Below are 14210 nucleotides of genomic sequence, written 5' to 3' on the forward strand. Positions count from 1 at the left end.
GGTCAGGTCAGGGCCGGCGGGGCCTTGAAGCCCCCGAACTCGCGCTCCAGCAGGCGGGCGAAGGCGATGGTCGTGCGGTCCTCGAGGTAGGGGCCGATGATCTGGGCGCCGATGGGCAGGCCGCCGCGGGTGAAGCCGATCGGCGCCGCCGTGGCGGGCAGGTTGGGCAGCAGGGCCACGCCCGGCCAGGCGATCTGGTTGAAGTAGGGCGTGGCCTGGCCATCGATGTTGAGGATGCGCCGCGCTCCGTCCGGCTCATCCACATGTTCGAACGCCACGACGCCGAACGTCGGCGTGATCACCACGTCGAAGCTCGCGAACAGCACAGCCCAGCGGCGGCAGAACATCACCTGCGCGTCGAGAGTGTTCATCCACTCGTGGGCGTTCATGGTCGTGCCGCCGGGCGAGCCCCTGGACATGGCCGCGCCGACCAGCGCCGAGAAGACGGCGTGCTGGGCGGCGAGGTCGGGCAGCAGATCGCTGGACCGGTCCACGCGCGCGCCCAGGTCGTCCAGGCGGCGCGCCAGGGCGTCCAGGGCGTCGCGGATCTCGTGGTCCGTCGCCGCCGCGGGATGCTGGTCCAAGACCAGCACCCGATAGTCGGCAAGCTCCGCGTGGCGTGGCGGCGGCAGGTTCAGGGCGTAGGCCTTGGCCTCGTGTGGCTCCGGCCCCGCGACGACGCCCAGCGCCAGGTCCAGGTCGGCGGCGCTGCGGGCGAGCGGGCCCACGACCGCCAAGGCGATCGGCCCGCCGTCCAGGCCGGGCGGCGCGTGTCCACGGGTCGGGACCAGGCCGTAGCTCGGCTTATGGCCGTAGACGCCGCAGAAGGCGGCCGGGACGCGGATCGAGCCGCCGATATCCGAGCCGAACTCGAGCGGAGTCATGCCGGCGGCGAGCGCGGCGGCGCTGCCGCCCGACGAGCCGCCCGGCGAAAGGCCAAGGTCCCACGGATTCTTCGTGCGGCCGTACACCGGATTGGTGCTCTGCCAGTCGGCGAGGAACGGCGGCACATTCGTCTTGCCCAGGATGATCGCGCCCGCCGCCTTGAGGCGGGCGACCGCCACGGCATCCCGCGGCGCGACCCAGCCGCTGAAGGCCGGGCTGCCCCAGGTGGACGGCAGGCCTTCCACCTCGTTGCTTTCCTTGACCGTCATCGGCAGGCCCAGCAGCGGGGTGCGCTCACCCCGCGCCAGGGCCACGTCGGCCGCCCGCGCAGCCTGTCGGGCCCGACCGAAGTCGCGGACGACGACGGCGTTGATCGCGCGGTCGCGGTCCTCGATGCGGGCGATGGCGGCGTCGGTCAGATCCAGCGCGCTCGCCTGGCCGGCGGCGAGCGCCGCAACGATCTCGCCGGCGGTCCGGTCCAGCAGGTCAAGGCTGAGCGTCTCGGACATCTTTGGGTTCTCCTCAAGACAAGGGTGGCCCGCCGGGCCGGGGCAAGTCCAGTCCGGCGAGTCGCCACCTCAGGAGGCGCCCACCAGCTCGCGCTGGCGCGCACCTTCCGACGCCGTCGGGAGCAGCCGCTCGGCGATCTGGACCGCGTTGAGCGCGGCGCCCTTCAGGAGCTGGTCGCCGGCCACGAACAGCGCCAGCGACCGGCCCGTGGGATCGCCCAGGTCGCGGCGGACCCGGCCGACCAGGACGTCGCCCTGCCCCTCCGCCTCGCACGGCATGGGGAAGTGGTTGCGCGCCCGATCGTCGATGACCCGCACGCCAGGCGCGGCCGCCAGGACTTCGCGCGCCAGGTCGGGATCCACCGGGCGGTCGAACTCGAGCGTCAGCGCGATGGCGTGGGCGCGCAGCACGGGCACGCGGATGCAGGTGACCCCGATCGGCAGGTCAGGCGTGTCGAGGATGCGGCGGCATTCCTCGATCACCTTCAGTTCCTCGCCGTTGTAGCCGCTCTCGGGATCGACGTCGGCGTTGTGGCTGAACAGGTTGAAGGCGTAGGGGTGCGGCAGGACCTGGGGCGCGAACGGCCGGCCGGCCAGCGCGGCCTCGGTGGAAGCGCGGAGCTCCTCCATGGCGGCAGCGCCGGCGCCCGAGGCGGCCTGGTAGGTCGCCATCTGCACGCGCTTCAGATTGAAGGCGCGGGCCAGAGGCGCCATCGCCACAGCGGCGATGATCGCCACGCAGTTGGGGTTGGCGACGATGCCGTGGTGCTCTGCCAGCGCCTCGGCGTTCACCTCGGGCACCACCAGCGGGCAGTCCGGATCCATGCGGAAGGCCGAAGAATTGTCCACCACCACCGCGCCGGCGGCCACGGCCTTGGGTCCGTAGACCTTGGACAGGCCGCTCCCCGCCGAGAACAGGGCGAGGTCCACGCCCTCGAAGCTTTCGTCGCCCAGCGCCTCGACGACCAGGGTCTGGCCCCTGAAGGCGATCTCGCGGCCCGCCGAGCGCGGCGAGGCCAGCAGCTTCAGGCTGGACAGCGGGAAGCCGCGCTGCTCCAGGCAGCGGACAATCTCGACACCGACGGCGCCGGTGGCGCCGACGATGGCGACGCGGGGATTTGCGGGAAGGGAATGCGGCATGGCTCTACGTCTCCTGGTTTGCGGAGGCGCGAGGTCTGGCTTCTCGGAAGAGGCTGCCCCGCGCGTCGGCGGGGCTCTTCGGGATCGTGCCGGCTCTAGACCACGCACGTACCCGTCGACGCCCCGCCGGAGCGGGTCGTTTTCAGGGTAATCGTAATGGTCATGACAGCGGTCATCGCCGCGCCTGTAGCGGGCGCGGGCGTGACTGTAAAGCGTGCGGCTAGTTCGCGGCCGCGACGCCCCGGTGACCGGAGTCGACCGACCAGATCTTCTCGATGTTGTAGAAGCTGCGCACTTCCGGCCGGAACAGGTGGACGATCACATCGCCGGCGTCGATCAGCACCCAGTCGGCGCTGGGCATGCCTTCGACCCGGCACTTGCCGTAGCCGGCGTCCTTGAGGGCGCGCAGCAGGTGGTCGGCCATGGCGCCCACGTGACGGCCCGAACGGCCGGACGCGACGATGAGGCCGTCGGCCACCGGACTCTTGCCCTTGATGTCGATGAAGACAACGTCCTGGGCCTTGTCGTCTTCCAGGCGGGTGAGGATCAGGTCCTCCACCCCACCGTTGCGGCCTTGGACATCCAGCGAGGTCGCGGCGTCGGCCGGGGCCTCTTGCGCACGCGGCGCAGATTCAGCGTTCAGCGGGGTAACTCCTTTTGTCCTCGCTGGCCGACCCTATCACACGACAGGCCTTCGGTCAGCCGCCGTCACGAGACATCAAGCCGCAAGGGGGGGGCCGTGTTCCGCCAAGCGCATCAGCGCGGCTTGCGAGCCCTGAGCGCCGTGGAGGACTGGAAGTTGAAACGGCCGAACAGGAAGACCCAGGCCGGGGTCTTCGACGTGGCCAGGCGGAAGGCGGAGCGGGTGGGCGTGCGAAAGCGCGCGAAGCGCTGCGCGGCCGGCGAGAAACGGCTCTTCAGCGAGATCCAGGGCCGCGACACCACCGCCACTGGCACCTCGTGCATGATCTGTGTCCATCCCTTCCAGCGATGGAACGTCGCCAGGCTGTCGGCGCCCATGATCCAGACGAAATGGACGCCGGGATAACGCGCCTTCAGCGCCCGGATGGTGTCGATGGTGTAGTTCGACCCCAGCCGGGTCTCCACGGCCGAGACGATCATGCCAGGCCCCTGGGCCAGCGCCCTGGCGCCGGCGATCCGTTCGGCAAGGTCCGCGGTCTCGTGCCGCGACTTCAGGGGGTTCTGCGGCGAGACCAACCAGATGACCCGGTCGAGCCCCAGACGGCGCTTGGCCGTCTCCGCCACGTGCGCGTGACCGTCGTGGGCCGGGTTGAACGAGCCGCCGTAGAGCCCGACCTTCATGCCGGGGGTGAGGCTGAAGCCCAGCCGCTGCGCCTGGGGGCGGCCGGCGACGGGCGCGCGGCGCGCCGGACCTGCGAACCACATCCGCTCAGGTCACCGGGCGCGGGGCGGGGTGGGCGCGCCCCCGCGGTCGAGGTGGGGGTCGGCTTGCCGGACGCGCGCGCGGACCGTGAACACCCCGTCGCCGGCAAGCACGCCGCCGCGGGCGAACAGCCGCCCGTTCTCCCAGTTGGACAGGCCCAGCTCAGGGCGGTTCAGCGCGTACTGACCGTCCACCCAGCGGGTGAAGCCATCGCCGACAAACGGCGCATCGATGGTGGCGTAGAAGCGCTCGTGTGCGCCGAGATCCTCGGAGATCAGGGCGGCGGCGAAGCGTGGGCTGAAGGCGTTGAACAGGGCGACCGCCTCGGCCGCGTCGTCCACGATCTTCAGGCTGACCTCGGGGGTCTCCTCCCACTCCCACTCGCGGCCGAGGTCCGCATCGGCGATAGGCTCGGCCAGCGGCTCCTCGACAGGGCCCTCCGCCCGGATGACCGTGGCGCGGGCCGTGCGCCAGCGCTCCGGCAGTCGGTCGAAATCCGCCTCGGCGATGTGCAGCTTGCAGCCGCGACGCCGCTCGCCCGCCCGCTCAAGCGCCTCAAGGAACACCGGGACCAGCCGGTCCGCCGCCTCGCGCACGATGCAGCAGACGTTGAGCGTGTTGCAGACCTTGCGATCCAGCGAGTGATAGACGGCGGCGTAGAACCGGTCGGAATCGGCGGTGGCGTCGGCGACCATCCAGGCGCCCCCCGTACCGTGCAGGCTGACCGGCGTGCCGGCCTGCCGCGCGATGGCGCCCAGTTGGCTGACCGCCGGGCCCGATCCGCGCGCCACGGCCAGGGCCAGGCGGCTGTCGGCGAACATGGCCCAGCCGGCGGCATGGGCGGCGCTGTCGACCAGCACCGCCGCACCCTCCGGCAGGCCCGCCGCGTCCAGCGCCGGGTCCAGCGCCTCGGCCACGATGGCCCGCGCCGTGCCCAGGGCGTCTGACCCGATGCGGAAGACGACGGTGTTGCCCGCCCGGATCACCCCGGTGGCGTCGGCGAAGACGTTGGGCCGGCCCTCGAACACGAAGCCCGTGACGCCCAGCGGCGCCATGACCTGTTCCACCGACCAGCCCGTATGGCGCACCGTCTCCAGCACCCGGCCGCGCGGTGGCTCGGCGTCGCGCCAGGCGCGCAGGCCAGCGACCATGTCGGCCCGCATAGCGTCGGTGGCGATCAGGCGGGTGGTGGAGCGGCCGCGGGCCCTGGCGCTTTCCACGTCCGTGGCGTTGGCGGCCGCTATGGCGGCCCAGACCGCATCGTCCTCCAGCCTGGCGGCGAACGCCTCGAAGAAGGCGGTGATGGCGGCGTCCGAGACCTCGCTCATCCGCGCGAAGGCGGCGACCGCGCGCCCGACGGCGGCCTCGGCGGCGGCATGCTCCCGAGCGGGAATATGCAGCAGGTCACCGGTGTCCTGCACCACCACCAGGCGGTCGCCGGGCCGGAACGCCGCGGCGAGCTCGGGCGTCACGAGGGCGACACGGTCACCTGCGAAAGGTATCGCCTGACCGGGTGCGAGCGCTTCCAGCCGTCCGGTCCGGACGGGCTGCGCCTCCCTGCCTGACGAACTGCCGTCCACCCTAACGACCCCATTTGCTCAGGTTGAGCCTTACTCCCTACGCCCCCCGGGCGGCGGGGGCTAGCCCGACGTCACGGCATGAGCGGCGAGCGCGAGATCGTCGGCATGCACCAGGGGGCCGGACGTGTAGCCAAGCGCCGGCTCGATGGCCTCGGACTTCAGCCCGCAGATCCGCGCCGCATGGCCCGACTCGTAGCGCACCAGCCCGCGGGCGATCTCGCGGCCTTCGGGGTCGAGGACGCGGACGCATTCGCCCTTGTCGAAGCGGCCCTCCACGGCCCTCACGCCGGCGGCCAGCAGGCTCTTCCCCTTCAGCACCGCCGCAGCGGCCCCGGCGTCCACTGTCAGGGCGCCGGCCGGCGACAGCGAGCCGCCGATCCAAGCCTTGTAGGCCGCCCGCGGCGTGGTGGCCGGCTCGATCACCGTGGCCGGCGCCCCGGCCTCGATGGCGGCCAGCGGCCCCGAGCGCGTGCCCAGGGTGATGACCGTGGCGCAGCCGGCCTGGCTGGCGATACGCGCGGCCTCCAGCTTGGTGGCCATGCCGCCCGTGCCCACGCCGGCCTGGGCGTTGGCGCCGCCTGCCATGGCCTCGATCTCGGGTGTCAGGCGCGCCACGCGGGGGATCAACGTGGCGGACGGATCGCGGCGCGGGTCGGCGGTGTAGAGCCCTTCCACGTCCGACAGCAGCACCAGGGCTTCGGCGCCGACAAGCTGGGCCACGCGGGCCGACAGCCGGTCGTTGTCGCCGACGCGAATCTCCTCGGTGACCACGGTGTCGTTTTCGTTGACCACGGGGATGACGCCCAGCCCCAGGAGGGTCTCCACCGTGGCGCGGGCGTTCAGCCAGCGCCGCCGCGTCTCGGTATCGTCGCGCGTCAGCAGGACCTGGGCGCAGTTGAAGCCCAGCGGCCCCAGGGCCTCCTCCCACGCCCGCATCAGCGCCGATTGTCCCGCGGCGGCGGCGGCCTGTTTCTCCGGCAGGGTCAGCGCGCGCTTGCCCAGGCCCAATCGGCGCCGGCCGAGGGCCACCGCGCCGGACGAGACGATCACCACCTGCTGGCCCCGCGCCCGCATCCGGGCGACGTCGGCGGCGAAGTCGGCCAGCCAGGCGCCATGGGCCGCCCCGTCCGCCCTGACCAGCAGGGCCGAGCCGACCTTGACGACGACCCGCCGCGCGTCGGCCAGGCCGCTCAAGGCTGCCAGTCCTCGGGGGCGGCGGCCTCGGCCGCGGCCTCGCCCTTGCGCTGTTGGACCAGGGCGTAGGCCTCGCGCAGCAGTTCGGTGACGCCGATCTTGGCGAACCCCGAGACGCGGCGGACCTTCACCCCGGCGGCGGCCTCCAACTCGGCCGCCTTGGCCGCGATGGTCTCTTCGTCCAGGGCGTCGATCTTGTTCAGCGCCAGCAGCTCGGGCTTGTCTTCCAGGCCCTCGCCATAGGCTTCCAGCTCGTGGCGGACCGTGCGCCAGGCGCCGGCCACGTCTTCCTGGGTCCCGTCCACGAGGTGGATCAGCACCGCCGTCCGCTCGACGTGCCCCAGGAACCGCGTGCCGATCCCCGCACCCTCGTGAGCGCCTTCGATCAGGCCCGGTATGTCGGCCAGAATAAACCGCTCACCCAGAGAAAGGTCGACCATTCCAAGATTTGGCGCTAGTGTCGTGAAAGGATAGTCTGCGATCTTCGGCCGCGCTGCACTTGCCGCCGCGAGGAATGTACTCTTACCGGCGTTCGGAAGTCCGACAAGTCCAACGTCAGCAATCAGCTTTAGTCTAAGCCAGATGGCGAGTTCCTGGCCTTCCAGGCCTGGGTTGGCGTGGCGGGGGGCCTGGTTCACCGGGCCCTTGAAGTGGGTGTTGCCGAAGCCGCCGTTGCCACCCTTGGCGAGCAGGACCCGCTGGCCGGCATGGTCCATGTCGACGATCAGGTTCTTGTCCTCGTCCAGCACCTCGGTGCCCACGGGGACCTTCAGGACCACGTCCTCGCCCGCGGCGCCGTGGCGGTTGCGGCCCATGCCGTGGACGCCCGTGCCGGCGCGGAAATGCTGCTGGTAGCGGTAGTCGATCAGGGTGTTCAGCCCCTCCACCGCCTCGATCCAGACGTCGCCGCCGCGGCCGCCGTCGCCGCCGTCCGGGCCGCCGTACTCGATGTACTTCTCACGGCGGAACGAGACGGCCCCGCCGCCCCCGTTGCCGCTGCGCACATAGACCTTGACCTGATCGAGGAACTTCATCGGGAAACCAGACGGACGGTGAGCGCGGCGGCGAGCGACTTGGCGGCCGCGCCGAGCAAGAGGGGTTGGATGCCGGTCTCAAAGGCGGGACCGGGGCTCATGAAGCTGGCAAGGCCCGCCCAGCCGACCGCCAGGACGATAACGTGGCCAGCCGCGAACAGGGCCACCAGCGAGGGCCAGCCCTTGGCCCTCTCGGCCCCGCGCCCACAGACGTAGGCCGCAGCCGCCATGCCGGCCAGGAAGCCGGCGGTGTGGCCGACGAGGGCCTTCCAGCCGCCGGCCCCGCCCGCCAGCACCGGCAGGCCGAACGCCGCGCAGGCCAGCCAGGCCAGGACGATGCCCAGGCCCAGCCGCCCGCCGAAGAGGCCGGCGAGCACGAACAGCGCATAGGTCTGCAGCGTGATCGGCACGGGCCCGATGGGGATGGAGAACCGCCCCGCCGCCGCCATGGCCACGACGCCCGCCACCACGATCGCCGCCTGGACGGGCAGCGCGTGGCCGGAAGCGGCGGATCGGCGGGACGAGGCGGCGGTCATCGGCGTTCGCTTACCAGTCCTACGCCAGCCAGACCATCATGCGGGTGGGCACGGCCTGGCCGTTTCGGCCTGCGCAGGGACGGGGCTCGACGTCGCCGGTGTAGAGGAAGCCGGCCTTGCACAGCACCTGGCTCGAGGCGCGGTTGTCGGCGAAGTGGCCGGCCCACACCACGTTGCGGCGCCAGTCCCCCTTGGCCCAGCGCAGGGCGCCCGTCACCGCCTCGGTAGCGTAGCCGCGGCCCCAGAACGGGCGGCCGAACCAGTAGCCGAGCTCGGATCGGCCGGGCGCGCGCTCATGAAAGCCCAGCACGCCAACGACGCCGAACTGCCGGTGCTCCACGGCGAACACCGCCTCGGTGCGGGGATTCATCCGCGCCACCGAGCCTACGAAGGCTTCGGCGTCGTCCTGGCCATAGGGGTACGGCAGCCGCGAGGTCATCCCCGCCACGCCCAGGTCATTGGCCAGTTCGGCGATCGGGGCCACGTCGGCCGCGGTGGGCCCACGCAGCAGCAGCCGCTCGGTGGCGACCGCGGGTCTCACGTCCAGTGCACACATCTCGTACCTCCCGGCGCTCTGGCGGCGCCCTGAAACGACAGCGGGGAGCCCGGCTGACCGGACTCCCCGCGAAAGGTCGTCTTATGTCCGGTCCGCCTTAATCTGGTGAGGCGGAACCGGAGAGAGGAGGGTCCGCCTATTCGGCTGCGACGATCTTCTCGGCCGGGACCACCGTGGCGTAGGTTCGGTTCTTCGCCTTGGTCACGAACCGCACCGCGCCGGTCACGAGCGCGAAGAGGGTATGGTCCTTGCCCATGCCCACGTTCTCGCCCGGCCAGAACTTGGTGCCGCGCTGACGCACGATGATCGAACCGGCGTTGATGGCTTCGCCGCCGAACTTCTTCACGCCGAGGCGCCGACCAGCCGAGTCGCGGCCGTTGCGCGACGAACCACCGGATTTCTTGTGAGCCATAGGTCGCTCCTGTCCTTAACTGATCGCCGCCCGATTACTCGGCGGCGTCGTCCTTCTTGGCGGCGGCCTTCTTCGGCGCCGCGGCTTTCTTTTCGCCGGCTTCGGCCTTGGGAGCCGCGGCCTTCTTCGGCGCGGCGGCCTTGGCTTCGGTCTCGACCGGAGCGTTCACCTGAGCGGCGGCGGCGGCTTCCTCGACCACGTCGGCCTTCGGAGCCTTGGCCTTGGCGGCGGGCTTCTCGGCCTTGGCCGCCGGGGCGGCCGCGCCGGCCTTCAGGGCCTTCTTCGAGACGTTGAGGGTCGCGAAGTCCAGGCCGCGGGCGCGGGCGTCGAGCTCGGCCTTGGTGGTCAGGCTGACCGTGCCGTCCCACTTGGTCTCCTTGCCGCCGGCGGTGATGCCGGTGACCTGAAGAACCGTCTCGGCCTGGCGGTGACCGCGGGTGCGGCGATAGCCCTGGCGACGGATCTTCTTGAAGATCTTCACCTTCTCGCCCTTGCGGGTCTCGATCAGGGTCGCGGCGACCGAGGCGCCGGCCACGAGGGGCGCGCCCACCGTGACAGCTTCGCCATCGCCCAGCATCAGCACGTCGCCGAACGCCACGGCCGCGCCGGGTTCGCCTTCGAGCTTCTCGACAACCAGGATGTCACCAGGCTGGACCCGGTACTGCTTGCCGCCGGTCTTGATCACCGCGTACATCGTTCGCGCCTTCGGAGTAGATATGCAAAACGGAATGCGCCCGCAGGAGAGCCCGCGGGCGAGAGGTGGGGCGTTATATACGCCGAAGGCCGAGAGTCAACGGCGGGCTGGGGATTGGCGGCGCCGGGCGGCCAGTTCGGTGCGCCGAGGCCTGCGATGGCAAATGATGCGGCTCGACCCAAGTCGGAAGTTCGGTGCGTCCGCCTGGCGCCGTTTATCGTGTGAGGGAAGGTCGGCTTCCTGCATCTAACCCATCGATGTCGGCGACAGCCTGCCCACCGTGGCGACGCGCGAAGTCGATAAATGCCTTGAACGCAGCGGTCGGGTTGCGCCGACTAGGGTAATAGAGGCTCAAGGGCGGCAGCGTCGGCGTCCAGTCCTCAAGCACACGGACAAGGCGGCCTGCATCGATGTCGTCTCGCACGTCGGACTCCATCGCCAGGGTGAGACCAACGGACGCCAGCGCCGCGGTCCGGGCGAGGCTCGCTTCGTCGAGAGTAAGACCGCCTTCCACGTCGATATGGACCGCCTCCCCATCCTTCTCTAACGGCCAGCGATAGATCGCGCCATTGGGAAGCCGGACGCGGAGACAGGTGTGCGCGGTGAGGTCCTGCGGAATCTTTGGCGTCCCGCGCGCCTCCAGATAGCTCGGCGCGCCAACCACCACATTGCGCCGGGCGCCACCCAGCGGCAGGGAGATCATGTCGACGGGCACCAGGTCTTCGCTGCGCACGCCAAGATCGAAGCCGCCGGCCACGATGTCCACCAGGCGCCCCTCCGTGACGATGTCGATATGGACCTGGGGGTGCAGGCGCTGGAACGGCAAGACGAGCGAGGAAAAGATCTCGCGCGCCGCCGTTGGAAAGGCGTTGATGCGCAGCGTGCCGGATGGCGTGGCCTGCTGGGAGCGGGCAGCCTCCATCGCCTCATGAATGTCGCGGACGGCGGGAGCGACCTGGTCGACGAACCGCTGACCGGCCTCGGTAAGGGACACGCTTCGCGTCGTGCGATTGAAAAGTCGTACGCCGAGCGCGCGCTCCAGCTTTCCGACCGCGTTGCTGAGGGCCGTGGTCGAGACCCCGAGCTCAACCGCCGCCGCACGGAATTTTCCCCGCCGGGCGACCATGAGAACGGCGTCCAGCTCAGTCAGGCTATGCTGCGCCATTGTCCCGATATCCGCGATGAGTCGTCCTGTTTTGTCCCGATTATGCCTCCGCTTGTCCATGGCTAACTTGGCTGGCAAGCGCACCCGCCGCCGCTTCCGGTGGCGAACGCCGCAAGCAGGACAGGACCGATGCCGCCCGAACTTCCCTCCCCGATCGCCGCCTACGTAGCGGCCAACGCTCAGCTCGATGTCGACGGCATGCTCCGGCCGTTCACGGCCGACGCCGTCCTCCGCGACAACGGCGCGGTCTTCAACGGCCGCGCTGAAATCCGCCGTCTGCTCGAAGACGCGGTCGTTCCCGCGAGGGCGATCTTCGCGCCGGAGACCGCGCATCAGGACGGCGGTCATGTCGTCGTCGAAGGCTCCGCCTACGGCGACTTTCCGGGAAGCCCGATCCGCTTCACCTATCGCTTCACGCTCGAAGGCGACGCCATCAAGGCTCTGGAGATCACGGCATGACCCGCAAGTGTGACCCAACCGAGTTCGCCGGCAAGCGCGTGCTCATCAGTGGCGGCACCAAGGGTCTGGGCCGCGCCACCGTCGATCGCTTCCTGGCTGGCGGCGCGCGGGTGATCACGTCCGCCCGCGGAACATTGGAGCCCATCGATGGCGTGGAGTTCGTCCAGGCGGACCTGACGACGGCTGAGGGCGGGGAAGCCCTCGCGAAGGCGGCGCTGGAACGTTTGGGCGGCGTCGACATCCTGGCTCACGTCATCGGCGGCTCGACGACGCCGGGCGGCGGCTTCGTCGCCCTGACGGACGATCACTGGCTGTCCGAGCTGAACCTCAATCTTCTGGCCACGGTCCGGCTGGATCGGCTTCTGATCCCGCAGATGATCGAGCGCGGCGCCGGGGCCGTGGTGCATGTCACCTCCATCCAGTCGGTCCTGCCGCTGCCGGAAGCGACCACGGCCTACGCCGCCGCCAAAGCCGCGCTCAGGACCTACAGCAAGTCGATCTCGAAGGAGCTGGGGCCGAAGGGCGTGCGGGTTAACGTCGTCTCCCCCGGCTGGATTATGACCGAAGCAACCACCGACTTCCTGGAACGTCTGCAGGCCGCCAATGGCGGCACGATCGAGGAGGCGCGGCAGGCTGTGCTCGACGGTCTGGGGGGTATCGCCATTGGCCGTGGCGCCGAACCCGACGAGGTGGCCGACCTTATCGCCTACCTGGCTTCCGATCGCGCCGCCGCGATCCACGGCGCTGAGTTTGTCATCGACGGTGGCACAGTCCCTACCGTCTAACGCCATGAGCGCGCCGGCTTCGGTCTTCGATCGAGAACAGGCGCGCTCCAGCTGGATATGAGACGTCCGCATTTCAGCCCGTATCTGGCTTGAGCGGCGAGTGACCGCTCGGCGCCATGACCGGCCGCGTCGCCACGCAGCCTCTTCGCCCCACGCCTCCGCTCTCAGTCCCGCCGCCTCGCGCCGGGGTGCGGGTTGAGTTGGCCGAGGGTCTTGCTGGCAGCGCCCAGGACGCGGCTGGCGGCGCGGGGGTCGGCAGCGAGGCGGTCGGCGTGGGCGACGGCCTGGTCCGCGATCATCCAGTCGCGGAACTCGCAGGCGCGGGCGACCTCAGCGGCGAAGTCGGGGCGGGTGCGAACCCATTTGTAGAGGGTGAAGAGGCTGGGCATGTCCGGCTCGCGGCCGAGGGCGGCGAGCGACGCGCCATCGACGATGCGGCGGGTGACGCGCCGGGTGATCCTGGGCGAGCAGAAGGCGGCGGCGCGGGCGCGGCCACGGGCCTTGTGACCGTATTTCATCGCCGACCGCAGCGCGGCGTCGAACTCGGGATCGGCCTTGCGCCACCGCTGGAGCCCGATCGGGCTGGGCAGGGTGGGGTCGCGGCCCAGCTCGGGCAGGGTCGCCCCGCGCAGCACCGCCAGCATGATCCGGTCGGCCACATCCTGGTCGAAGCGCAAACGCGCGCGGCGGCGGCCGTATCGGCGGCGGCTGGGGTCGGCGAAGGCCTTGGCGGCTTCGAGCTCGGCGGCGAAGTCGGGGTTCTGCCGTTTCCAGGCGTTCAGCATGCGGCGGTGGGGGCGGCCGGGCTGGCGCAGCAGCCAGCCCAGCGGCTCGCCCAGCCGGATGCGGTGGAGGAGGTCCTGGGCTGCGGCTGCGTCGAAGGGATAGCCTTCGCGCCGGCGGCGAAAGTTCCGGCCCTGGACGAGAGCCTCCGAGATGTAGGAGTTCTTCTTCGCCCACGCGCGGATCGTGGGGCGGCTGGGCCAGCCGGGCGTGGCGCAGATCTGGTCCAGGGTCTGACCGTTGGCGAGACGAAAGAAGAGGTCCCCCGAGATCTGCTCGCAGTAGGCGGGGTCATATTTGGTCATGCCGCAACGCTACCATCGTCGGCGCGAAACGAGAACATTAAGCGAACACTTCCTCGGCCATAGCGCGCGGGCAGGCGGATCGCCTATGAGGCGGGGATGCAGACCCGGATCACCTGGGCCGGGCGGGCCGCCCTGGTGCTGGTCCTCGGCGTGGCGCTGGCCGGCGCGCTGGATCCGCACCACAACGCGGCGCGCAACGTGCCTACCCCCGACGTCATCGAGCACGTGGCCTATGGCTACCTCCTGACCCTTCTGACCATCGCCTCGTTGCCCCGGGTGAACCCGTGGCTGATCGGCGCCGCCTATCTCGGCGTGGGCGCCGGGTTCGAGGTGACGCAGATCTGGGGCCTGGTGTCGGGCACGTTCCAGTGGCGGGACCTGGCGTCGAACACCGGCGGGGTGGCGGCGGCGCTGGCGCCGTTCGCCCTAGCGCGGCGTAAGGGCGGGGGCCGGCGATGAGCGGCCCCGGCGCCGAGGAGGAGCTGTACCTCATCCTGGCCACCGCCGCGGCCGGGCCGACCACGCGGTATCCGGCCGGCGAGCGGCGCCGGATGCTGGTGTTCGCCCGCGCCGCCTCGCACGACCAGGCCCTGGCCGTGGCGACGGGCGGCCTGGCCGAACAGGGCTGGGGCGAGCCGGGGTTCGAGAAGGCGGGCATCGTCGAGCTGGGGCCGCACCTGTCGGCCGAGGACCGCGCGCCGGCCGAGCACGCCATGGCCCACGGCTGCGCCATCCGGGTCTATCCGCGCCCGGGCGACGCCGTCTGAG

Annotated in this window: 17 protein-coding genes; 4 read left to right on the forward strand and 13 right to left on the reverse strand. The window is 70.9% G+C overall.

Translation table 11 applies throughout. The features are described from left to right. Nucleotides 1-2: 2 nt before the first annotated feature. The 12 genes from A2790_RS04485 to A2790_RS04540 all read right to left on the reverse strand — a co-directional run bounded on the left by A2790_RS04485 (nucleotide 3) and on the right by A2790_RS04540 (nucleotide 11110). Complete coding sequence (locus A2790_RS04485; protein ID WP_293388078.1) at nucleotides 3-1394, reverse strand: amidase family protein; 1392 nt, start codon at nucleotides 1392-1394, stop codon at nucleotides 3-5. Between the two features lie 69 nt (nucleotides 1395-1463). Beyond that, on the reverse strand, nucleotides 1464-2534 hold the full coding sequence (locus A2790_RS04490) for an aspartate-semialdehyde dehydrogenase (RefSeq protein ID WP_293388079.1): 1071 nt from the start codon (nucleotides 2532-2534) through the stop codon (nucleotides 1464-1466). Nucleotides 2535-2754: 220 nt separating this feature from the next. Then, nucleotides 2755-3177, reverse strand: a complete 423-nt coding sequence (gene rsfS / locus A2790_RS04495; RefSeq protein WP_293388585.1) for a ribosome silencing factor — start codon at nucleotides 3175-3177, stop codon at nucleotides 2755-2757. A gap of 113 nt (nucleotides 3178-3290) precedes the next feature. Continuing rightward, nucleotides 3291-3941, reverse strand: coding sequence for a nicotinate-nucleotide adenylyltransferase (locus A2790_RS04500; RefSeq protein WP_293388081.1), 651 nt, complete (start codon nucleotides 3939-3941; stop codon nucleotides 3291-3293). A 9-nt stretch (nucleotides 3942-3950) separates the two neighbouring features. Further along, nucleotides 3951-5411 carry an aldehyde dehydrogenase family protein gene (locus tag A2790_RS04505; RefSeq protein WP_293388084.1) on the reverse strand — a complete coding sequence of 487 codons (1461 nt, stop codon included), beginning with the start codon at nucleotides 5409-5411 and terminating at the stop codon, nucleotides 3951-3953. A gap of 168 nt (nucleotides 5412-5579) precedes the next feature. Continuing rightward, nucleotides 5580-6722, reverse strand: coding sequence for a glutamate 5-kinase (proB, locus tag A2790_RS04510; protein ID WP_293388588.1), 1143 nt, complete (start codon nucleotides 6720-6722; stop codon nucleotides 5580-5582). Then, a complete protein-coding gene (obgE, locus tag A2790_RS04515; RefSeq protein ID WP_293388087.1) occupies nucleotides 6710-7747 on the reverse strand; it encodes a GTPase ObgE in 1038 nt (345 codons plus the stop codon). Before obgE ends, proB begins: the two co-directional genes overlap by 13 nt. Continuing rightward, nucleotides 7744-8283, reverse strand: a complete 540-nt coding sequence (locus A2790_RS04520) for a biotin transporter BioY (protein WP_293388089.1) — start codon at nucleotides 8281-8283, stop codon at nucleotides 7744-7746. Before A2790_RS04520 ends, obgE begins: the two co-directional genes overlap by 4 nt. 19 nt (nucleotides 8284-8302) lie before the next feature. Further along, a complete protein-coding gene (locus A2790_RS04525) occupies nucleotides 8303-8839 on the reverse strand; it encodes a GNAT family N-acetyltransferase (protein ID WP_293388091.1) in 537 nt (178 codons plus the stop codon). A gap of 136 nt (nucleotides 8840-8975) precedes the next feature. After that, nucleotides 8976-9251, reverse strand: coding sequence for a 50S ribosomal protein L27 (rpmA, locus tag A2790_RS04530; protein WP_068878426.1), 276 nt, complete (start codon nucleotides 9249-9251; stop codon nucleotides 8976-8978). Between the two features lie 34 nt (nucleotides 9252-9285). Next, the gene (gene rplU, locus A2790_RS04535; protein WP_293388095.1) at nucleotides 9286-9945 is read right to left on the reverse strand and encodes a 50S ribosomal protein L21; all 660 of its coding nucleotides are present in this window, start codon (nucleotides 9943-9945) and stop codon (nucleotides 9286-9288) included. A gap of 214 nt (nucleotides 9946-10159) precedes the next feature. Beyond that, a complete protein-coding gene (locus tag A2790_RS04540) occupies nucleotides 10160-11110 on the reverse strand; it encodes a LysR family transcriptional regulator (RefSeq protein ID WP_293388098.1) in 951 nt (316 codons plus the stop codon). Between the two features lie 129 nt (nucleotides 11111-11239). On the opposite strand from A2790_RS04540, the gene A2790_RS04545 reads away from it, so the two are divergent. Continuing rightward, entirely contained in the window at nucleotides 11240-11569 is a 330-nt protein-coding gene (locus A2790_RS04545) for a nuclear transport factor 2 family protein (protein WP_293388100.1), read from the forward strand. Beyond that, the gene (locus A2790_RS04550; protein ID WP_293388102.1) at nucleotides 11566-12354 is read left to right on the forward strand and encodes an SDR family oxidoreductase; all 789 of its coding nucleotides are present in this window, start codon (nucleotides 11566-11568) and stop codon (nucleotides 12352-12354) included. Before A2790_RS04545 ends, A2790_RS04550 begins: the two co-directional genes overlap by 4 nt. A gap of 164 nt (nucleotides 12355-12518) precedes the next feature. Here the strand turns inward: A2790_RS04550 and A2790_RS04555 are convergent, their stop codons facing one another. Further along, on the reverse strand, nucleotides 12519-13442 hold the full coding sequence (locus A2790_RS04555; protein WP_293388107.1) for a hypothetical protein: 924 nt from the start codon (nucleotides 13440-13442) through the stop codon (nucleotides 12519-12521). 96 nt (nucleotides 13443-13538) lie between these two features. On the opposite strand from A2790_RS04555, the gene A2790_RS04560 reads away from it, so the two are divergent. Beyond that, nucleotides 13539-13901 (forward strand): hypothetical protein, encoded by a 363-nt coding sequence (locus tag A2790_RS04560; protein ID WP_293388109.1) that lies wholly within the window; start codon nucleotides 13539-13541, stop codon nucleotides 13899-13901. Next, a complete protein-coding gene (locus A2790_RS04565; RefSeq protein WP_293388112.1) occupies nucleotides 13898-14209 on the forward strand; it encodes a hypothetical protein in 312 nt (103 codons plus the stop codon). Before A2790_RS04560 ends, A2790_RS04565 begins: the two co-directional genes overlap by 4 nt. Nucleotide 14210 lies beyond the last annotated feature (1 nt).

It is taken from the genome of Phenylobacterium sp. RIFCSPHIGHO2_01_FULL_69_31, from assembly GCF_001824475.1.
Taxonomy (GTDB): domain Bacteria; phylum Pseudomonadota; class Alphaproteobacteria; order Caulobacterales; family Caulobacteraceae; genus Phenylobacterium.